Annotated in this window: 16 protein-coding genes; 14 read left to right on the top strand and 2 right to left on the bottom strand. The window is 72.2% G+C overall.

Annotated elements, in window-relative coordinates; translation table 11 throughout:
• Nucleotides 1-60: 60 nt before the first annotated feature.
• From I3F54_RS06130 to I3F54_RS06085, 10 genes are all read left to right on the top strand, one after another.
• Nucleotides 61-507 (top strand): DUF2752 domain-containing protein, encoded by a 447-nt coding sequence (locus I3F54_RS06130; protein WP_240117571.1) that lies wholly within the window; start codon nt 61-63, stop codon nt 505-507.
• Nucleotides 508-627: 120 nt separating this feature from the next.
• Nucleotides 628-1,437, top strand: a complete 810-nt coding sequence (gene trpC / locus I3F54_RS06125) for an indole-3-glycerol phosphate synthase TrpC (protein ID WP_205382187.1) — start codon at nt 628-630, stop codon at nt 1,435-1,437.
• Between the two features lie 22 nt (nt 1,438-1,459).
• Nucleotides 1,460-1,633 (top strand): tryptophan biosynthesis modulator TrpM, encoded by a 174-nt coding sequence (gene trpM, locus I3F54_RS06120; RefSeq protein WP_240117570.1) that lies wholly within the window; start codon nt 1,460-1,462, stop codon nt 1,631-1,633.
• Between the two features lie 167 nt (nt 1,634-1,800).
• Nucleotides 1,801-3,084: a tryptophan synthase subunit beta gene (gene trpB / locus I3F54_RS06115; protein ID WP_240117569.1), complete on the top strand. Its 1,284-nt coding sequence runs from the start codon at nt 1,801-1,803 to the stop codon at nt 3,082-3,084.
• On the top strand, nt 3,081-3,899 hold the full coding sequence (gene trpA / locus I3F54_RS06110) for a tryptophan synthase subunit alpha (RefSeq protein ID WP_240117568.1): 819 nt from the start codon (nt 3,081-3,083) through the stop codon (nt 3,897-3,899). The genes trpB and trpA overlap by 4 nt, the downstream gene beginning before the upstream one ends.
• Nucleotides 3,900-4,015: 116 nt before the next feature.
• Complete coding sequence (locus I3F54_RS06105; RefSeq protein WP_240117567.1) at nt 4,016-4,792, top strand: thioredoxin domain-containing protein; 777 nt, start codon at nt 4,016-4,018, stop codon at nt 4,790-4,792.
• Between the two features lie 131 nt (nt 4,793-4,923).
• Nucleotides 4,924-6,009, top strand: a complete 1,086-nt coding sequence (lgt, locus tag I3F54_RS06100) for a prolipoprotein diacylglyceryl transferase (protein WP_240117566.1) — start codon at nt 4,924-4,926, stop codon at nt 6,007-6,009.
• Nucleotides 6,010-6,425: 416 nt separating this feature from the next.
• A complete protein-coding gene (locus tag I3F54_RS06095; protein ID WP_240117565.1) occupies nt 6,426-7,157 on the top strand; it encodes a VIT1/CCC1 transporter family protein in 732 nt (243 codons plus the stop codon).
• A 379-nt stretch (nt 7,158-7,536) separates the two neighbouring features.
• Nucleotides 7,537-12,132 carry a glutamate synthase large subunit gene (gene gltB / locus I3F54_RS06090; RefSeq protein WP_240117564.1) on the top strand — a complete coding sequence of 1,532 codons (4,596 nt, stop codon included), beginning with the start codon at nt 7,537-7,539 and terminating at the stop codon, nt 12,130-12,132.
• Nucleotides 12,125-13,588, top strand: coding sequence for a glutamate synthase subunit beta (locus I3F54_RS06085; protein WP_240117563.1), 1,464 nt, complete (start codon nt 12,125-12,127; stop codon nt 13,586-13,588). Before gltB ends, I3F54_RS06085 begins: the two co-directional genes overlap by 8 nt.
• A 489-nt stretch (nt 13,589-14,077) precedes the next feature.
• On the opposite strand, the gene I3F54_RS06080 is transcribed toward I3F54_RS06085, so the two are convergent.
• Nucleotides 14,078-14,992, bottom strand: coding sequence for a chitosanase (locus I3F54_RS06080; RefSeq protein ID WP_240117562.1), 915 nt, complete (start codon nt 14,990-14,992; stop codon nt 14,078-14,080).
• 454 nt (nt 14,993-15,446) lie between these two features.
• Between I3F54_RS06080 and I3F54_RS06070 the strand changes: the two genes are divergently transcribed.
• A complete protein-coding gene (locus tag I3F54_RS06070) occupies nt 15,447-16,172 on the top strand; it encodes a VWA domain-containing protein (RefSeq protein WP_240117561.1) in 726 nt (241 codons plus the stop codon).
• 56 nt (nt 16,173-16,228) lie between these two features.
• On the opposite strand, the gene I3F54_RS06065 is transcribed toward I3F54_RS06070, so the two are convergent.
• Nucleotides 16,229-17,125, bottom strand: a complete 897-nt coding sequence (locus tag I3F54_RS06065) for a hypothetical protein (RefSeq protein WP_240117560.1) — start codon at nt 17,123-17,125, stop codon at nt 16,229-16,231.
• A gap of 104 nt (nt 17,126-17,229) precedes the next feature.
• On the opposite strand from I3F54_RS06065, the gene I3F54_RS06060 reads away from it, so the two are divergent.
• The 3 genes from I3F54_RS06060 (at nt 17,230) to pepN (ending at nt 20,947) form a co-directional block, all read left to right on the top strand.
• Complete coding sequence (locus tag I3F54_RS06060; RefSeq protein WP_240117559.1) at nt 17,230-17,610, top strand: chorismate mutase; 381 nt, start codon at nt 17,230-17,232, stop codon at nt 17,608-17,610.
• Nucleotides 17,611-17,849: 239 nt separating this feature from the next.
• The gene (locus tag I3F54_RS06055) at nt 17,850-18,395 is read left to right on the top strand and encodes a two-component system response regulator (RefSeq protein WP_240117558.1); all 546 of its coding nucleotides are present in this window, start codon (nt 17,850-17,852) and stop codon (nt 18,393-18,395) included.
• A gap of 47 nt (nt 18,396-18,442) precedes the next feature.
• Nucleotides 18,443-20,947, top strand: a complete 2,505-nt coding sequence (gene pepN / locus I3F54_RS06050; RefSeq protein WP_240117557.1) for an aminopeptidase N — start codon at nt 18,443-18,445, stop codon at nt 20,945-20,947.
• The last annotated feature ends 237 nt before the right edge of the window (nt 20,948-21,184 follow it).

Below are 21,184 nucleotides of genomic sequence, written 5' to 3'. Positions count from 1 at the left end.
CGGGCACGCTCACGTGCCGGGACCGCCCCTCGCGCGCGTGTGCGGCCGGCGCGGGGCACAATGCGAGACGTGAACGCCGACAGCAGCTCCACAGCAGCCCACGCGTCCGGGACCGTGCTGCGGCGGTTCGCCGCACCGGTGTCCGTCCTCGCGGGCATCGCCGCGGCCTTCGCCTACGTGGGCGCGGTCGACCCCAACGAGCCCGGCCACTACCCGGCCTGCCCGCTGCTGCGCTCCACCGGCATCTACTGCCCCGGCTGCGGCGGGCTGCGCAGCGCCCACGCGGTCGTGCACGGGGACCTTTCGGCCGCCCTGCACGACAACGCCCCGGCCGTCGCCGGCTACCTGCTCTTCGCGGTGCTGTGGGCCGTCTGGGTGGTCCGCGTGGCGCGCGGGCGCCCGATGCGGATCGATCTCACCCCGGTGCAGCTCTGGACGCTGGGGGCGTTGCTGCTGGTCTTCACCGTGGTCCGCAACCTGCCGTTCGGCACCTGGCTCCACCCCTGATGACCTGCGGAATGTCCAGCCAATGGGACCGGTGTCAACCGGATGCGAGGACTGGGCCCTCCTCCGGATACCATCGCAGTGACCATTGGGTTTCCCACCGTCCGGAAGGGGGCCGCTCGCGTGAGTGTGCTCGACGAGATCATCGACGGAGTCCGTGCCGACCTCGCGGAGCGGCAGGCGCGCGTCAGCCTCGACGAGCTCAAGGAGCGCGCGGCCCAGGCCCCTGCCGCCAAGGACGGGGTGGCCGCGCTGCGCGGTGACGGCGTGCGCGTGATCTGCGAGGTCAAGCGCTCCAGCCCGTCCAAGGGCGCGCTGGCCGCGATCGCCGACCCGGCGGGCCTCGCCGCCGACTACGAGGCCGGTGGCGCCGCGGTCATCTCCGTCCTGACGGAGCAGCGCCGCTTCGGCGGTTCCCTCGCCGACCTGGAGGCCGTCCGGGCCCGGGTCGACATCCCGGTGCTGCGCAAGGACTTCATCGTCACCTCGTACCAGCTGTGGGAGGCGCGTGCGTACGGCGCCGACCTCGCCCTGCTGATCGTGGCGGCGCTGGACCAGCCGGCCCTGGAGTCGCTGATCGAACGCGCGGTGTCCATCGGGCTCACCCCCCTCGTCGAGGTCCACGACGAGGAGGAGGCCGACCGCGCCGTCGACGCCGGCGCCAAGGTGATCGGCGTCAACGCGCGCAACCTGAAGACGCTGGAGGTCGACCGCGGGACATTCGAGCGCATCGCGCCCGAGATCCCCGGCGGCATCGTCAAGGTCGCCGAGTCCGGTGTCCGCGGCCCCCACGACCTCATCGCCTATGCCAACGCCGGTGCCGACGCCGTCCTGGTGGGCGAGTCCCTCGTCACCGGCAAGGAGCCCAAGGCGGCGGTGGCCGACCTGGTGGCGGCGGGTGCGCATCCGGCGCTGCGCCAGGGCCGGGGCTGAGCCCCCGGTAGGCTGGGCGCCGATGAACCGTCCGATCACCCTGGTGACCCGGGACCCGTACGCCCGCCTCGCGCGCGGCTGCCGGCCCCGTGGCTGCCGTGCGCCCGCGCGACGGGTCCACGGTCGCAGGGTGCGGTACGTGATCGGTGACGAGCCGGGACAGGTGAACGGGCGCCGATGGCAGGGCGCCCACTAGGGGGTGTCTCGTGAACGTCCCGTCCGGTGACGGGACTTCCGCGACAGACCCCGGGGGGAACGGGGAACCGCGCGAGCGCGGCGGGCCGCAGACGGCCCGAGCCGCCGGAGCCGTAGCCCGCCCCCACGGCGACAGGTGTCTCTTCCGTACTCACCGTGAGGTTCCGCATGCCCAGCGACTTCTTCGTCCCCGACCCGGAGGGTCGGGTGCCCAGTGCCGAGGGCTACTTCGGCGCGTTCGGCGGCAAGTTCATCCCGGAGGCCCTCGTGGCCGCCGTGGACGAGGTGGCCGTCGCCTACGACAAGGCCAAGCACGACCCCGAGTTCGCCCGCGAACTCGACGACCTGCTCGTCCACTACACCGGGCGCCCGAGCGCGCTCACCGAGGTGCCGCGCTTCGCCGAGCAGGCCGGTGGTGCCCGGGTGTTCCTCAAGCGTGAGGACCTCAACCACACCGGCTCGCACAAGATCAACAACGTGCTCGGCCAGGCCCTGCTGACCCGGCGCATGGGCAAGACCCGGGTCATCGCCGAGACCGGCGCCGGTCAGCACGGTGTCGCCACCGCCACCGCCTGCGCCCTGTTCGGCCTGGACTGCACGATCTACATGGGCGAGGTCGACACCAGGCGGCAGGCCCTCAACGTGGCCCGCATGCGCATGCTCGGCGCCGAGGTCGTCGCGGTGAAGTCGGGCAGCCGCACCCTGAAGGACGCTATCAACGAGGCCTTCCGCGACTGGGTCGCCAACGTCGACCACACCCACTACCTCTTCGGTACCGTTGCCGGCCCCCACCCGTTCCCGGCCATGGTCCGCGACTTCCACCGGGTGATCGGAGTGGAGGCCCGCCGCGAGATCCTGGAGCGTGCCGGGCGCCTGCCCGACGCGGCCGTCGCCTGTGTCGGCGGCGGCTCCAACGCGATCGGCCTCTTCCACGCCTTCATCCCGGACGAGGGCGTGCGGCTCGTCGGCTGCGAGCCGGCGGGCCACGGCATCGAGACCGGCGAGCACGCGGCCACCCTCACCGCGGGCGAGCCCGGCATCCTGCACGGCTCGCGGTCGTACGTCCTCCAGGACGACGAGGGCCAGATCACCGAGCCGTACTCGATCTCGGCGGGTCTGGACTACCCGGGCATCGGGCCGGAGCACTCCTACCTCAAGGACTCCGGGCGCGGCGAGTACCGCGCGGTCACCGACGACGCCGCGATGCGGGCGCTGCGCCTGCTGTCGCGGACCGAGGGCATCATCCCGGCCATCGAGAGCGCCCACGCGCTGGCCGGCGCCCTGGAGGTGGGCCGGGAGCTGGGTCCCGACGGGCTGATCGTCGTCAACCTGTCCGGACGCGGCGACAAGGACATGGACACCGCCGCGCGCTACTTCGGCCTGTACGACACCGACGCCGAGGTCGCGGCCGACGCGGCCGACACCGCGGAGATCGAGGGGGACGCCAAGTGAGCGGGAAGATCCAGCTGCTGACCGACACCCTCGCGGCGGCCCGCGCCGAGGGCCGCTCCGCGCTCATCGCCTACCTTCCGGCCGGCTTCCCGACCGTCGACGGCGGTATCGAGGCCGTCAAGGCGGTCTTCGACGGCGGTGCCGACATCGTCGAGGTGGGTCTGCCGCACAGCGACCCCGTCCTCGACGGCCCCGTCATCCAGACCGCCGACGACATCGCCCTGCGCGGCGGCGTGCGGATCGCCGACGTCATGCGGACGGTCGCGGAGGCCCATGCGGCCACCGGCAAGCCGGTCCTCGTCATGACGTACTGGAACCCCATCGACCGCTACGGCGTGGAGCGTTTCACCGCCGAGCTGGCCGAGGCCGGCGGGGCCGGCTGCATCCTGCCCGACCTGCCGGTGCAGGAGTCCGCCCTGTGGCGCGAGCACGCCGAGAAGCACGGTCTCGCGACCGTCTTCGTCGTGGCGCCCAGCAGCAGGGACGAGCGGCTCGCCGAGATCACCGCGGCGGGCAGCGGCTTCGTCTACGCGGCCTCCCTGATGGGCGTCACCGGCACCCGGGAGTCCGTCGGCACGCAGGCCCGGGACCTGGTGGGGCGCACCCGTGCCACCGGCACCGGCCTGCCCGTCTGCGTCGGCCTGGGCGTCTCCGACGGCGCCCAGGCCGCCGAGGTCGCCGACTTCGCCGACGGCGTGATCGTCGGGTCCGCCTTCGTCAAGCGGATGCTGGACGCCCCCGACCACGCGGCCGGCCTCGACGCCGTCCGCGCCCTCGCGGGCGAGCTGGCGAAGGGCGTGCGCGGACTGGTGTGACGCCGCGCAGGGTCCGTGTCGCGCCCCCGGACGCGGACCCCGACCGTCGGTCACTCGTACGGGTGGACCTGGGGCCGGGGAGGCGCGCTGCGCCTCCCCGGTTCGTTCTGCGGGGTGTGAGTGAGAAGAACCGTGAGGGAAAGCGGACCGCGCGTGAGCGGCTGGCCGCGGAGCGTGCGAGGCAGAAGGCCGCGGAGAAGCGACGACGGGGCCTGATCGTGGGCGGCGCCGTGGTCTGCGTCCTCGGTCTGGCGGCGGTGATCGGCGTGCTCGCCGCGAACTCCGGCAAGGACGGCGGCAGCGACTCCGCGAGCCCGGTCGTGGCGCCTTCCGGGGCGACCGGCGAGGACGACCTGGCCATCCCGGTGGGCAAGGAGACCGCCCCGTCCACGCTCACGGTCTGGGAGGACTTCCGCTGTCCGGCCTGCAAGGCCTTCGAGACGGCGTACCGCCCGACCGTTCACGAGCTGACCGACTCCGGCCTGCTGAAGGTGCGGTACCACCTGGCCACGATCATCGACGGCAACATGGGCGGCACGGGCTCCCGCAACGCGGCCAACGCCGCGGCCTGCGCCCAGGACGCCGGCAAGTTCACCCCGTACCACGACGTGCTCTACGAGAACCAGCCGCCGGAGACCGACGACGCCTTCGCCAAGAACAGCACGCTGCTGGAACTGGCCCGCAAGGTCGACGGCCTGGACACGCCCGTCTTCCGGACCTGCGTGGAGGACGGCCGCCACAACAGCTGGGTAGCCAAGTCCAACCAGGCCTTCCAGAAGAGTGGCTTCCAGGGCACGCCGACGGTCCTGCTCAACGGCAAGAACATCTACGAGGACCAGTCGATGACCCCGGCGAAGCTGAAGCAGATGGTGCAGGAAGCCGCGAAGGGGTGAAAGCGGTGGCGAGCGCGGACGAACGGAACGGGGGGTAAGGCGCCCGGCGGTGTTTCTCACCGCCCCGTTATGCACCCGTAGCCGGGCTGCCCGTCGTGGGTCCGGCCCGGCACGGTAGCGTCGACCTTGCCATGGAACTTGCCTACATTCCCAGCCCGTCGCGCGGGGTCCTCTACCTCGGCCCCGTTCCGCTGCGCGGCTATGCCTTCTGCATCATCATCGGCGTCTTCGTTGCCGTCTGGCTCGGCAACAAGCGCTGGATCGCCCGGGGCGGGCGGGCCGGCACGGTGGCCGACATCGCGGTCTGGGCCGTCCCCTTCGGCCTCCTCGGCGGCCGGCTCTACCACGTGATCACGGACTACGAGCTGTACTTCAGTGAGGGCCGTGACTGGGTGGACGCCTTCAAGGTGTGGGAGGGCGGCCTCGGCATCTGGGGCGCGGTCGCCCTCGGCGCGCTGGGCGCCTGGATCGGCTGCCGGCGCCGAGGCATCCCGATGCCCGCCTACGCCGACGCCGTGGCGCCCGGTATCGCCTTCGCGCAGGCGATCGGCCGCTGGGGCAACTGGTTCAACCAGGAGCTGTACGGGCGCGAGACCGACGTTCCCTGGGCGCTGCACATCACGTCCTCCGCGGACGGCCGGGTGCCCGGCTACTACCACCCGACCTTCCTGTACGAGTCGCTGTGGTGCGTCGGCGTCGCCCTGCTCGTGATCTGGGCCGACCGCCGCTTCCGCCTGGGCCACGGCCGGGCCTTCGCGCTGTACGTCGCCTCGTACTGCGCCGGCCGCTTCTGGATCGAGTACATGCGCGTCGACGACGCGCACCACATCCTGGGTCTGCGCCTGAACAACTGGACCGCGTTGGGCGTGTTCCTGCTGGCGGTGCTGTACCTGGTGGTGTCGGCGAAGAAGCGGCCGGGCCGTGAGGCCGTGGTCGAACCGGGCGCGCAGACCGCGGACGGCGACGCCGACGCGGATTCCGGGACCGAGGCCTCCTCCGAGACGGAAGGCGACTCCGCCGCCGACGCTGAGCCCGGACCCGCGGACCGGGAGGCCGAGAAGGCCGAAAAGTCTGAAAGGGACGAGAAGGACGACACGGACGGCGGAGCCGAGCGGGACGGCGGAGCCGGCGACGCCGGCCCCGGTGCGGTGGATACCGAGGCGGAGGCCTCCGGCGGGAAGAAGGACGCGGCCCGGTCGGCCACCAAGAAGGCCTGACGACCCGCTGCACGGCGACGAGGGCGCCCGGATCCTTCCGGGCGCCCTCGGGCGTGTCCGCGGTGGCCGGGGATTGTCGGGGAAGGTCCGGGGGCGGCCGCGGTGCGGTGGTGGCCCCGCCTGCGCGCCCCCGCCGGGGCGGACCGGATCAGGCGCCGCGGCGGGCGGCTGTGGGGGAGTGCGCGACAGTGCGCGACGGGGGCGCCGGCCGGTGCCCGGGGAAGATGGCCGCGGGCCGCGCCTGCCCGATCGCGTCTGTGCGGATGATGCCCTTCAGGTGGGCACCGAGGGGTAAACCCGCAGGTTAGCCCAGCCTCTCCTTGCTGGCGCGGGGGCGGGCGAGGACGTAGGTTCTTCATGGTCGAAAAGTAGAACACGTCCAAACTTAGCTTTGCCTTAGCTTCCTGGGGGCTCGTATGGCCATCATCGAAACCGAAGCCGCGCTGCATGTCGCGCACCGCGACAACCACACGCACCGCGACGTCAACGGGGGCTGGCTGCGACCCGCCGTGTTCGGTGCGATGGACGGTCTGGTCTCCAACCTCGCCCTGATGACCGGCGTCGCGGGTGGCGCGGTCGGTCCGCACGCCATCGTGCTGACCGGCCTCGCGGGCCTGGCCGCCGGCGCCTTCTCGATGGCGGCCGGCGAGTACACCTCCGTCGCCTCGCAACGCGAACTGGTCGAGGCGGAACTGGCCGTCGAGCGGCGCGAGCTGAGGCGGCACCCCCAGGACGAGGAAGCCGAGCTCGCGGCCCTGTACGAGGCGCGGGGGGTGGAGCCGGCGCTGGCCCGCGAGGTCGCCCGTCAGCTCTCGCACGATCCCGAGCAGGCCCTGGAGATCCACGCCCGCGAGGAGTTGGGCATCGACCCCGGTGACCTGCCCTCGCCGCTCACCGCGGCGGTGTCGTCCTTCGGGTCCTTCGCGGTCGGTGCCCTGCTGCCCGTCCTGCCCTACCTGCTGGGCGCGGCTGCGCTCTGGCCGGCCGTGCTGCTCGCGCTGCTCGGGCTCTTCCTGTGCGGTGCGGTGGTGGCCAAGGTGACCGCGCGTTCCTGGTGGTTCAGCGGTGTGCGGCAGCTGGCCCTGGGTGGTGCCGCGGCCGCTGTGACGTACGCCCTGGGCAGTCTGTTCGGAACCGCCGTAGGATGACCCGGCTGCTACTTATGCGACGGGCCGCATAAGTAGCCCATTACTCGTTGGTTTCGACTGCGTGACCACGGGGCATGAGCCGTAAGCGCTGTGGGCAATGACGCCTGCGGCGTACTCAGGGACGGGCGACGATGCCCGCCTCGCCCTCGGGTCGCCGGACACCGATCTGTTCGCAGCGGCCACCCCATACTTCCCGCCGCGGTGTGCACACCCCCGCCGCACACCCGGGCGTCCGCATGCTGGAACGCGGTATCCGGTTCCCGAGAAGCGCTCCATCATGTAACCTGCACGAAATTTTGCACCTGTGTGCATTCTCCGCAGAGGGCCAACGTCGTCCCTCGGCACCTGCATATGCCAATTGACGACGACGGGAGAGCCGATGCGTACGCCGCGCCAGCCGTCCCAGCACTCCGCGAATGGCCAGAACTGGTCGTTCATGGATGCTCGCCCTGCTGCGCAGGGTATGTACGACCCCCGCAACGAGCACGACGCCTGCGGCGTCGGCTTCGTCGCCACCCTCACCGGCGAGGCGTCCCACACCCTGGTCGAGCAGGCCCTGACGGTCCTGCGCAACCTGGAGCACCGCGGTGCCACCGGCTCCGAGCCCGACTCGGGCGACGGCGCCGGCCTCCTGTCCCAGGTGCCGGACGCCTTCTTCCGCGAGGTGGCCGGATTCGAGCTCCCCGCGGCCGGTGCCTACGCCGTCGGCATCGCCTTCCTGCCCGAGCAGGGCACCGCCGAGGCCGTCGCGCAGATCGAGTCGATCGCCGCCGAAGAGGACCTGACGGTCCTTGGCTGGCGCGAAGTCCCGGTCGCCCCCGAACTCCTCGGCGCCACCGCCCGTTCGACGATGCCGGCCTTCCGCCAGGTCTTCGTGGGGGACGGTTCCAGCCAGGGCATCGCCCTTGACCGCAAGGCCTTCGTCCTGCGCAAGCGCGCCGAGCGCGAGGCGGGCGTCTACTTCCCGTCGCTGTCGGCCCGCACCATCGTCTACAAGGGCATGCTGACCACCGGCCAGCTGGAGCCCTTCTTCCCGGACCTGTCCGACCGCCGCTTCGCCTCCGCGATCGCGCTCGTGCACTCCCGGTTCTCCACGAACACCTTCCCGTCGTGGCCGCTCGCCCACCCGTACCGCTTCGTCGCGCACAACGGTGAGATCAACACCGTCAAGGGCAACCGCAACTGGATGCGCGCCCGCGAGTCGCAGCTGGTCTCCGACCTGTTCGGCAGCGGCAGGAACCTGGAGCGCGTCTTCCCGGTCTGCACGCCGGACGCCTCCGACTCCGCCTCCTTCGACGAGGTGCTGGAACTGCTGCACCTCGGCGGTCGTTCGCTGCCGCACTCCGTGCTGATGATGATCCCGGAGGCGTGGGAGAACCACGACTCCATGGACCCGGCCCGGCGCGCCTTCTACCAGTACCACTCCACGATGATGGAGCCCTGGGACGGACCCGCCTGCGTCACCTTCACCGACGGCACCCAGGTCGGTGCCGTGCTCGACCGCAACGGCCTGCGCCCCGGCCGCTACTGGGTCACCGACGACGGCCTCGTCGTCCTCGGCTCCGAGGTCGGTGTCCTCGACATCGACCCCGCCAGGGTCGTCCGCAAGGGCCGCCTCCAGCCCGGCCGGATGTTCCTCGTCGACACCGCCGAGCACCGCATCATCGAGGACGACGAGATCAAGGCCCAGCTCGCCGCCGAGCAGCCGTACGCAGAGTGGCTGGAGGCCGGCGAGATCGAGCTCGGCGACCTGCCCGAGCGCGAGCACATCGTCCACACCCACGCCTCGGTCACCCGCCGCCAGCAGACCTTCGGGTACACCGAGGAGGAACTGCGCGTCATCCTCGCCCCGATGGCCCGCACCGGCGCCGAGCCGATCGGCTCCATGGGCACCGACTCGCCGATCGCCGCCCTCTCCGAGCGCCCGCGTCTGCTCTTCGACTACTTCACCCAGCTGTTCGCCCAGGTCACCAACCCGCCGCTGGACGCCATCCGCGAGGAACTGGTCACCTCCCTGCGCAGCTCGCTCGGCCCGCAGGGCAACCTGCTCGACCCGACCGCCGCCTCCTGCCGGTCCGTCGTGCTGCCCTTCCCGGTCATCGACAACGACGAGCTGGCCAAGCTCATCCACGTCAACGCCGACGGCGACATGCCCGGCTTCAAGGCCGCGACCCTCTCCGGCCTGTACCGGGTGCACGGCGGCGGCGACGCGCTGGCCGCCCGCATCGACGAGATCTGCGCCGAGGCCGACGCCGCCATCGACAACGGCGCCCGCCTCATCGTCCTCTCCGACCGGCACTCCGACGCCGAGCACGCGCCGATCCCGTCGCTGCTGCTCACCGCGGCCGTCCACCACCACCTCATCCGTACCAAGCAGCGCACCCACGTGGGCCTGCTGGTCGAGGCCGGCGACGTCCGCGAGGTCCACCACGTCGCCCTGCTCATCGGCTACGGTGCCGCCGCCGTCAACCCCTACCTGGCGATGGAGTCCGTCGAGGACCTCCTGCGCGCGGGCACCTTCCTCGACGGCGCGGAGCCGGAGAAGGGCCTCAGGAACCTCATCCACGCCCTCGGCAAGGGCGTGCTGAAGGTCATGTCCAAGATGGGCATCTCCACCGTCGCCTCCTACCGCGGCGCCCAGGTCTTCGAGGCCGTCGGCCTGGACCACGCCTTCGTCGAGAAGTACTTCGACGGCACCACCACCAAGATCGGCGGCGTCGGCCTCGACGTCATCGCCCAGGAGGTCGCCGCCCGCCACGCCAAGGCCTACCCGGCCTCCGGCATCGCCCCGGCGCACCGCGCGCTGGAGATCGGCGGCGAGTACCAGTGGCGCCGTGAGGGCGAACCGCACCTGTTCGACCCGGAGGCGGTCTTCCGCCTCCAGCACTCCACGCGCACCGGCCGGTACGACGTCTTCAAGAAGTACACCGACCGCGTCAACGAGCAGTCCGAGCGCCTGATGACGCTGCGCGGCCTGTTCGGCTTCGCGTCGGACCGCCCCTCGATCCCCGTCGAGGAGGTCGAGCCGGTCTCCGCGATCGTCAGGCGCTTCTCCACCGGTGCCATGTCGTACGGCTCCATCTCCCAGGAGGCGCACGAGACCCTCGCCATCGCCATGAACCAGCTGGGCGCCAAGTCCAACACCGGTGAGGGCGGCGAGGACCCGGAGCGCCTGTACGACCCGGCGCGCCGCTCGGCGATCAAGCAGGTGGCCTCCGGCCGCTTCGGCGTGACCTCCGAGTACCTGGTCAACTCCGACGACATCCAGATCAAGATGGCCCAGGGCGCCAAGCCCGGCGAGGGCGGCCAGCTGCCCGGCCACAAGGTCTACCCGTGGGTGGCCAGGACCCGTCACTCGACGCCGGGTGTCGGCCTGATCTCGCCGCCGCCGCACCACGACATCTACTCCATCGAGGATCTGGCCCAGCTGATCCACGACCTGAAGAACGCGAACCCGCGGGCGCGGATCCACGTCAAGCTGGTCTCCGAGGTCGGCGTCGGCACGGTCGCCGCGGGTGTGTCGAAGGCGCACGCGGACGTGGTCCTCATCTCCGGCCACGACGGCGGCACCGGCGCCTCGCCGCTCACCTCGCTCAAGCACGCCGGCGGCCCCTGGGAGCTGGGTCTGGCCGAGACCCAGCAGACGCTGCTGCTGAACGGTCTGCGCGACCGGATCGTCGTCCAGACCGACGGCCAGCTCAAGACCGGCCGCGACGTGGTCATCGCCGCGCTGCTCGGCGCCGAGGAGTTCGGTTTCGCCACCGCTCCGCTCGTCGTCTCCGGTTGCGTCATGATGCGCGTCTGCCACCTGGACACCTGCCCGGTCGGCATCGCCACCCAGAACCCGACCCTGCGCGAGCGCTTCGCCGGCAAGGCCGAGTACGTGGTCAACTTCTTCGAGTTCATCGCGCAGGAGGTCCGCGAACTCCTGGCCGAACTGGGCTTCCGCTCGATCGACGAAGCCGTCGGCCACGCCGAGGTCCTCGACGTCACCCGCGCGGTCACCCACTGGAAGGCGCAGGGCCTGGAGCTGGAGCCGCTGTTCCACGTGCCCGAGCTGCCCGAGGGCGCGGCGCGCCACCAGATGGTCGGCCAGGACCACGGCCTGGAGAAGGCGCTCGACAACGAGCTGATCAAGCTCGCCTCCGACGCCCTGTCCGCCTCCGGTGCCACGGAGGCGCAGCCGGTGCGCGCCCAGGTCGCCATCCGCAACATCAACCGCACGGTCGGCACCATGCTCGGCCACGAGGTGACCCGGAGGTTCGGTGGCGCGGGCCTGCCCGACGACACCATCGACATCACCTTCACCGGCTCCGCCGGCCAGTCGTTCGGCGCCTTCGTCCCGCGCGGCGTCACGCTGCGCCTGGAGGGCGACGCCAACGACTACGTCGGCAAGGGCCTGTCCGGCGGCCGGATCGTGGTCCGCCCGGACCGGGCCGCCGACCACCTCGCCGAGTACAGCGTCATCGCGGGCAACACCCTCGCCTACGGTGCGACCGGCGGCGAGATGTTCCTGCGTGGCAGGACCGGCGAGCGCTTCTGCGTCCGCAACTCCGGCGCACTGGTCGTCGCCGAGGGCGTGGGCGACCACGGCTGCGAGTACATGACCGGCGGCCACGCGGTGGTGCTCGGCGAGACCGGCCGCAACTTCGCGGCCGGCATGTCCGGCGGTGTCGCCTACGTCGTCGACCTGGACCGCGACAACGTCAACGCCGGGAACCTGGGTGCCGTCACGGCGCTGGACGAGGCCGACCGGCAGTGGCTGCACGACGTCGTCCGCCGCCACCGGGAGGAGACCGGCTCCACCGTCGCCGAGAAGCTCCTGGCCGACTGGGACAGCGCCGTCGAACGCTTCAGCAAGATCATCCCCAGCACGTACAAGGCAGTGCTCGCCGCCAAGGACGCCGCCGAGCGAGCCGGTCTCTCCGAGACCGAGACCCACGAGAAGATGATGGAGGCGGCGATCAATGGCTGACCCGAAGGGCTTTCTCAACCACGGCCGCGAGGTCGCCAGGTCCCGCCCGGTCTCCGAGCGTGTCAAGGACTGGAACGAGGTCTACGTCCCCGGCTCCCTGCTGCCCATCATCAGCAAGCAGGCCAGCCGCTGCATGGACTGCGGCATCCCGTTCTGCCACAACGGCTGCCCGCTGGGGAACCTGATCCCCGAGTGGAACGACTACGCCTACCGCGAGGACTGGTCGGCCGCGCAGGAGCGCCTGCACGCCACCAACAACTTCCCGGAGTTCACCGGCCGCCTGTGCCCGGCGCCGTGCGAGTCCGCGTGCGTGCTCGGCATCAACCAGCCGGCGGTCACCATCAAGAACGTCGAGGTCTCCATCATCGACAAGGCGTGGGAGACCGGGGGCGTCGCCCCGCAGATCCCCGAGCGCCTGTCCGGCAAGACGGTCGCGGTCGTCGGTTCCGGCCCCGCGGGCCTGGCCGCGGCCCAGCAGCTGACCCGGGCCGGGCACACGGTCGCCGTCTACGAGCGTGCGGACCGCGTCGGCGGCCTCCTGCGCTACGGCATCCCCGAGTTCAAGATGGAGAAGCGGCACATCAACCGCCGTATCGAGCAGATGCGCGCGGAGGGCACCCGCTTCCGCACCGGCATCGAGATCGGCCGCGACCTGAAGGCCACGGACCTGAAGAAGCGCTACGACGCCGTCGTGCTGGCCGTCGGCGCGACGACCGCCCGCGACCTGCCGGTCCCGGGTCGCGAGCTCCAGGGCATCCACCAGGCCATGGAGTACCTGCCGCTGGCCAACAAGGTCCAGGAGGGCGACTACGTCACCGCCCCGATCTCGGCCGAGGGCAAGCACGTCGTCGTCATCGGCGGCGGCGACACCGGCGCCGACTGCGTGGGCACCGCCCACCGCCAGGGCGCGGCCTCGGTGACGCAGCTGGAGATCATGCCGCGGCCGGGAGAGGAGCGGAACCCGGTCAGCCAGCCCTGGCCGACCTTCCCGATGCTCTACAAGGTCACCTCCGCGCACGAGGAGGGCGGCGAGCGGGTCTACTCCGTCTCCACCACCCACTTCGAGGGCGACGAGGACGGCAACGTGCAGTGGCTGCACCTGGTCGAGGTCGAGTTCGTCGACGGCAGGCTGACCCGGAAGCCGGGCACCGAGCGCAAGATCCCCGCCCAGCTGGTCACCCTGGCCATGGGCTTCACGGGCACCGACCGCGACAACGGCCTCGTCGACCAGTTCGGCCTGGAACTCGACGAACGCGGTAACATCGCCCGGGACGCCGACTTCCGGACCAACGTGCCGGGCGTGTACGTCGCCGGCGACGCCGGTCGCGGCCAGTCGCTGATCGTCTGGGCGATCGCCGAGGGCCGCTCGGCCGCCCGCGGGGTCGACCGGGCCCTGACCGGCGTCAGCGACCTGCCGGCCCCGATCCGCCCGACGGACCGCGCACTGATGGTCTGACACCCCGGGTGACCCGCTGGGTCACCCCCCACACGTCCCGTACAACGGCGTACGGAACACAGACGGCGCCTGCCACCTGTCCCCGACCGGACTACCTGGCAGGCGCCGCCGCCTTTCCCGGCCACCCCCGGGCGCGGCCCGGGCGGCGACGGTGAGCACGCCGAACAGGCCCGGCCGGCGAGCCGCCACGACGTCGGGGGCCGAGGCCGGCCTCACCGCACGGCGCCCCGGCACCTGACGGAGCGCCCTGCCGATCGCCCTCCCGTCGTGCCCGTGTCCTCGTCTCCGCGGAGAAGGCCCGGGACAGCGGCGGGTCGGGGGGCCCGGCCGGGCTGCCGGCCCCGTGGCGGCGGCTCCACGGGCCGTGCCGGCCCCGTGGAGCGAGGGCGGGACCGGGGCCGTCCCGGCGCGCGGTGAAGGGGCCCCGGCATCGCGGCCCGCGGCGGTGGGCCGGGCGGCGCACCGCCGTTCCTCAGGGCGGCGGGGATGTCACGGCAACCGGTACCGCTCCCCGTACACCGACCACACCAGCGGGGTGGTCAGGTCCATGTTGCCGTTGGCGAGGAAGCGGCGCTGGGCGGTGTCGATGCGGGAGGTGTCCAGGGTGGCGCGGCGCTCCTTCATGGCGGCGCGGCGGATGCCGAGGAAGGTGCTGAGGTAGGTCTTCTCGTCGCCGCCCTCGGCCGGGGTCTTCACCTTCTCCATGGCGCGGTCGCGCAGCACGTAGAAGCCGTCCCTGTCGATGCCGGGGCCGTGGAAGACCATCGCGTCGTAGTAGATGAACTGGCCGAGCGTGCCGAGGCCGTCGAGCTTGGCGAGGCGGACGGAGGGGGCGAAGTAGACGTGGTCGCGCTCGTGGTCCTGGGCCGCGCGGAAGACGGGGAGCTGCGCCTCGGCCTTCCAGGCGGCCCGGAAACCGGGGTCCAGGCCCTGGTGGGAGTCGGTGCCGTCGACCTTGCGCAGGGCGGGCAGGTACGGCTCCAGGCCGTTGCCGGGGTGGTCCTCGGTGTAGTGCTCGACCAGGGACAGCAGGTCGTGGGTGCCGGTGCAGAAGCCGATGATGCCGGCGGTGTAGCCGCAGCCGTCGCCGATGTCCTCGACGCGGTCGTAGGCGGTGCGCCAGCGGAGCGTGGAGTTCTCGGCGGTGGAGACGATCTTCTGGGCCAGCTCCTTCTTGGCGGGTGCGGCCAGGCCCGGCGGGGCGTCGGCGATGACCTGGTCGTCCTCCGACTTCTGCGTGGGGGCCGACTGCTCGGCCCGCGCCTTGGCGTCCTTGGCGTTCCGAGGGGAGGCGGTCTGGGCGGCGACGGGTGCCGCGTCGGACCCGCCGGGCCCGAACAGGTAGAACAGCGTTCCGGCCACGACGGGCACGACCGCCAGCAGCAGCAATCCGATACGTCTCATCGCAGTCACCGCGGCCCGGTCAGGCCGCCCCTCCTGTCAGCTCCACAACCTTCGCCCATGTGCACAGCGCGAGCAGCGCCGGCAGCGTCACACACGCCGCGGCCCGGACCAGTGCCCGACCGCCGTTCCTGGGAGCGTACGCGTACGCTGCGGTCACCGCCGCGCCGGCCAGCAGACCGCCGAGGTGGCCCCGCCAGGAGGCGAGGCCGGCGGAGCGCACCGGCCAGGCGGGGTGGCGGGTGCAGCGGACGCGCGACTCGATCCTGGAACGGCGGAAGCAGGTGGTGACGGTGCTCGGGTTCCACGGAGCCGGCTCCTTGGCGGACGGGGCGGGGACGGTGAGCCGGTGGGGACGGCGGCGAACAAAATAGCGAATACCGGTGAACGGCCGGAGGCGGGGGTCCGGGTGCCGTACTCTCGGCTGCCGGTTCCGTGTGCGAAGGGGGAGGGTCGCATGGCCGCGATCAGTGCGACCGAGGTGGAGGAGACCGCGCCCGCGCTGGTCAGCCTGTACAAGACCGCGGGCGCGTCACTCAGGAAGCACGGACTGCGCGACCTCAGGGCCGCCGTCTACCTCGTGCTCGACTACTCGGGCTCGATGAAGCCGTACTACCAGGACGGCAGTGTGCAGGCGCTCGCCGACCGGGTACTGGGCCTGTCGGCGCACCTCGACGACGACGGGCGCGTGCCGGTGGTCTTCTTCTCCACCGACGTCGACGCCGTCACCGAGATCGCCCTCACCGACCACCGGGGCCGCGTCGAGCGGATCGCGGCCGGGCTCGGGCACATGGGCAGGACCAGCTACCACCTCGCCATGGACGCCGTCATCGACCACTACCTCGACAGCGGCACCGAGGAGCCCGCGCTGGTCGTCTTCCAGACCGACGGCGGCCCGATCAACAAGCTCGCCGCGCAGCGGTTCCTGTGCAAGGCGGCGTTGCTGCCGCTGTTCTGGCAGTTCATCGGCTTCGGGGACCCCGGCGGCAAGCAGTTCGACTTCCTGCGCAAGCTGGATGAACTGCCCGTACCGGATATGCGGGTCGTCGACAACGCCGGCTTCTTCCCCGCGGGCACAAACCCGCGGAGCGTCTCCGACGCCGTCCTGTACGACCGGCTGGTCGGCGAGTTCCCGAGGTGGCTGGCGGCCGCCCGCGCGCGGGGCGTCGTGCGGCCCGCCTGACCCCGCCCAGGGCGCAGGGGCGGGGCCCGGCCGCCTGGTGGCCGACCTCCGGGACGTCAGGTGTCGCACTCCAGAACCGTCCGGCACAGCCCGCACCGGGCCCGCACCCGGCCCTGCACCGGCACCCTGATCCGCTGGTGGCAGGTCGGGCACGGGAACGTCACCCGCAGCGGGCCGGGGCCCTCCTCCGCGAAGGAGTACCCGGCGCCGTCCACCGCCGGCCCGGGCGCGTGGCCCTGGGCCTGCCGCCGGTCGCGCGCGTAGCGGCGGCGCCCCGCCCACCCCGCCGCGGTCAGCGGCGGCTGCTGCCCGTCCCGCCGGGCCCGCTCCATGCCCCGCACGTACGCCGTGTACGCCTGCGGACTGGTGAACCACGTCGAGGGGTCCTCGCCGAACACCAGCGACCGCTTCGCCAGCACGTACCCGAACTCCTCCGGCGTGAGGTAGCCCAGCTTCTGCGACGACACCGCGTCCTCCCGGAAGGCGTCCAGCAGCAGCCAGCCCGCGCCCAGATACGTCGTCGCGGTGTCCGTGAGGATCTCGTTGTCCCGCGTCCCCGGGAACGCCAGATCCAGCCGGTGCAGGTACACGTGCATGATCTCGTGCGCCAACGCCGCGCCGATGTCCCGCCGATGCGTACGGAACCGGTCGTTCAGCTCCACGAAGTACTCCGGGCCCGCCGTGAGTTCGACGTTCGCGGCGTGCGTCATCTCGCGGAAGGACACGATCACCCGCGCATCCGGCAGCCGGAAGTGCCGCACCAGCTCCCGCGCCACCCGCTGGGCGCCCAGATGCAGATCGTCGGTGTCGCAGAACGCCACGTCCGCCGGCGCCACGCTCGTCGCGAACGTCCGGACCGTGTCGTTGGACAGGCGCCGGTACAACGCCGTGATCGCGGCCCGCACCGTCTCCAGATGCGGGTAGCCATGCTCGACCGGTCCGCCGTTCGCCACGCCCGAACCCCCAAGACGCCCTGAACCCGATTCCACTCTACGCAGGTTCCACCCGGCACCCGCAGATCACCATGCCGCACGTCGACGCACTAGGGTGGACCGCCATGACCACCAGCAACACCGGTACCGGTGAGGTCGAGCCCGCCGTGCGCGCCGAACTCGCCCGGCTCCGCGACAGCATCGACAACATCGACGCGGCCGTCGTCCACATGCTCGCCGAGCGCTTCAAGTGCACCCAGCAGGTCGGTCACCTCAAGGCCGCCCACCAGCTGCCGCCCGCCGACCCCGACCGCGAGGCCCGCCAGATCGCCCGGCTGCGCTCCCTGGCCGAGAGCGCCAAGCTGGACCCGGCGTTCGCCGAGAAGTTCCTGAACTTCATCATCGCTGAAGTCATCAGACACCATGAGGGAATCGCCGAGACCGCCGGGAGCAGCGCCGACGCCGCCGGGAACACCGCCGCCGCCCCGACCCGCGCCGCAGGCTGAATCCGCCGCCCGTCCGCCCCACGGCGTCCGGCGCCCGCAGGTCCTCACCGCCTCCGGCGCCGGTCCGCCCCCGCCCCACCGCGGCGGCCACCCGCCCGCCCCTTCGGCAGACCCGGAGCAGATCCCGCGGGACACGCCCCCCGCCGCCCGGCATCCGCACAGCAGGTGAGTCCACGGGCACGCGGCGTCAGCGTCGCGGACGTAAGCTGGTGGTCCCACCGCGAAAGGGACGTCGGGCCATGCCGTCGGATGCCGAGATCCTGATCGTCGACGACCACCCGGGCGCGCTGTTCGCACTGGAGAGCGCCCTCATCCCGCTCGGCCGCCCACTCAGCCGCGCCACCAGCGGCGACGAGGCGCTCAAGCAGGTGCTGCGCGGCCGGGTCGGTCTCCTCGTGCTGGACGTGCAGATGCCCGGCATGAGCGGCCTGGAGGTCGTCCGCTACCTGCGGCGCCTGGACCAGAGCCGGCACATCCCCGTCGTCCTGCTCACCGGCTTCGGCCGCGACCCGGACCTGACCGCCGCCGCCTTCGCCCTCGGCGTCGCCGACCTGGTCTCCAAGCCCATCGACCCCTGGGCCCTGCGCACCAAGATCCGCTACCTCTACGACACCCACCAGCGCCGCCTCACCCTCGAAGCGGAGATCCGCGAGCTGCGCGCTCTCGTCAAAGGCGCCGGTTCCTGCCCGCCGCCCGTGACCCGTGTCGCCCCGCCCCACCCGGACGCCCGTGTTCCGGTCCAGCGGGACGCCCAGACGCCGGCGCCCGCGCACGAGGCGACATAGCGCGCGTACCGATCCGCCCCTGTGCGTCGCCGACGTGATCAGGCAGCATGTCCTGCATGTCCGTACTGACGCGCGACGAAGCGCACTCCCGTGCCCGACTCCTCGACGTCCACCGCTACACGGTCGAACTCGACCTGACCACCGGGGACGACACCTTCGACTCCCGCACCGCCATCCGGTTCACCGCACGGGCCGACGCTGACACGTTCGTCGAAATCAAGCCCACCGAGCTGCGCTCCGCCACACTCGACGGACAGCCCCTGGATCCCGAGGCCCTCGACGGCAACCGGCTCCCGCTGAAGAACCTCACCGCCGGCCCCCACGAACTGCACCTGCACGCCACCATGCGCTACTCCCGCACCGGCGAGGGCATGCACCGCTTCACCGACCCCACCGACGGCGAGAGCTACACCTACACCCAGCTGTTCATGGAAGACGTCCAGCGCGTCTTCGGCGCCTTCGACCAGCCCGACCTCAAGGCCGTCTTCGACCTCACCGTCACCGCCCCCGAAGGCTGGACCGTCCTCGCCAACGGCCTCACCGAACACCTCGGCGACGGCCGCTGGAAAGCCGCGCCCACCCCTCTGATCTCCACCTACCTCGTCGCCGTCGCCGCCGGACCCTGGCATTCCGTGCGCACCGAGCACCGCGGCCTGCCCTTCGGCATCCACTGCCGCCGCTCCCTCGCCGCCCACCTCGACGCCGACGCCGAGGAGATCCTCGACATCACGCGCGCGTGCTTCGACCGCTACCACGAGAAGTTCGAGGAGCCCTACCCCTTCGACTCCTACGACCAGGCCTTCGTCCCCGAGTTCAACGCGGGCGCCATGGAGAACCCCGGACTGGTCACCTTCCGCGACGAGTTCGTCTACCGCTCGGCCGTCACCGACACCGAGCGCCAGACCCGTGCCATGGTCATCGCCCACGAGATGGCCCACATGTGGTTCGGCGACCTCGTCACCCTCACCTGGTGGGACGACATCTGGCTCAACGAGTCCTTCGCCGAGTACATGGGCTACCAGACCCTCACCGAAGCCACCCGCTTCACCGACACCTGGACCGACTTCGGCGTCGTCCGCAAGGCCTGGGGCTACGACGCCGACCAGCGCCCCTCCACCCATCCCGTCGCCCCCGAGCACGTCGGCGACACGGCCGCCGCCATGCTCAACTTCGACGGCATCTCCTACGCCAAGGGCGCCTCCGCACTGCGCCAACTCGTGGCCTGGCTAGGCGAGAAGGACTTCCTCGCCGGCATCAACACCCACTTCACCCGCCACCGGTTCGCCAACGCCACCCTCGCCGACTTCATCGACTCCCTCGCCGCCCAGACCGAACGCGACGTCCACGCATGGGCCGACGCCTGGCTGCGCACCACCGGCGTCGACACCGTCACCGCATCCGTCGACGCCGCCGCCGGCCGGTGGAGCCTCGCCCTCACCCACGACGGCAGCCGCCCCCACCGCGTCACCGTCGGCGTCTACGACCGCGACCTCAACGACGGCCGGACACTCGTCCTGCGCGAGCGATACGAGACCGATCTGCCGCAGGACGGCGCCGAGCCCCGGCCCGGCACCCGCCCCGGCACCCGGCCGGCCCTGGTCGTCCCCAACGACCTCGACCTCACCTACGCCAAGGTCCGCCTGGACGACACCTCCCTGGAAACCGTCCTGCACGGCATCTCCGGCATCCCCGACGCGCTCACCCGCGCCGTCGTCTGGAACACCCTGCGCGACATGGTCCGCGACGGCGACCTCGCCGCCGCCGACTACCTGGCCACCGCCGGCGCCCACCTGCCCCGGGAGACCGACCTCGCCCTCGTCGAGGGCGTCCTGTCCTTCGCCCGCGCGCACATCGCCGACCGCTACGTCGGCCCCGACCAGCGCCCCGCCGCCCTCGCCACCCTCAGTTCCCTGTGCCGCGACCTCATCCGCCGCACCGAGGACGGCGACCACCCCGGCCTGCGGCTGATCGCGGTACGCCACTACATCGACACCGCAGCCCAGCCCGGGGCCCTCGCCGCCTGGCTCGCCGAGGGCATCGTCCCCGGCGGCCCCGAACTCGACCCCGAACTGCGCTGGCGCATCCTGGCCCGGCTTGCCGTCCTCGGGGCCACCGACGACGCCCTCATCGCCGCCGAACTCGACCGAGACCCCAGCGCCACCGGCCAGGAAGGCGCCGCCCGCTGCCGGGCAGCACTGCCCGACCCGGACGCCAAGGCCCGTGCCTGGGCCGCGATGTTCGAGCGCGACGACCTGTCCAACTACCTCTTCACCGCCACCGCCCAGGGGTTCTGGCAGCCCGAGCAGGCCGACCTCCTCAGCGGCTACGTCCCCCGCTACTTCCAGGACGCCGTCGCCGTCGCCGCCCGCCGTGGCGCCGCCATCGCCGAGGCCGCGGGCCGCTGGGCCTTCCCCGCCCACGCCGTCGACGCCGACACCCTCCGCCTCGGTGAGGAGTGCCTGCGCGACGCCGACCCCATCCCCGCCCTGCGCCGCAAGCTCACCGACCAGCTCGACGACCTGGCCCGGGCGCTGCGCGTCAGGCAGGCCTAGGACCACCCGGGTGCCGGGCCACGCCACCGCCTCCCGCACCTGCGGGAGGGGGCCCGGCCGTCACCTGCGAACCCGTGACGACCGGGCCCCGTCCCGGGGGCACCCGGCGCCGACGGGAGGCTGCGGGGCCTCCCTCCGGCTCCCCGCCCCACGCGGGCCCCGTGCTTTCCTCGGACACCGGGTCGCCGGCCGAGGCGACGGGACGACGGGAGGCCTTCCGCCCCGGCGGGCGGGGTC

Origin of the sequence: Streptomyces sp. MUM 2J (genome assembly GCF_022414535.1) — a bacterium.
In the GTDB taxonomy this organism is placed as follows: domain Bacteria; phylum Actinomycetota; class Actinomycetes; order Streptomycetales; family Streptomycetaceae; genus Streptomyces.
The sequence above is the reverse complement of the archived record's forward strand: the minus strand, read 5'-3'. Positions and strand labels throughout refer to the sequence as shown.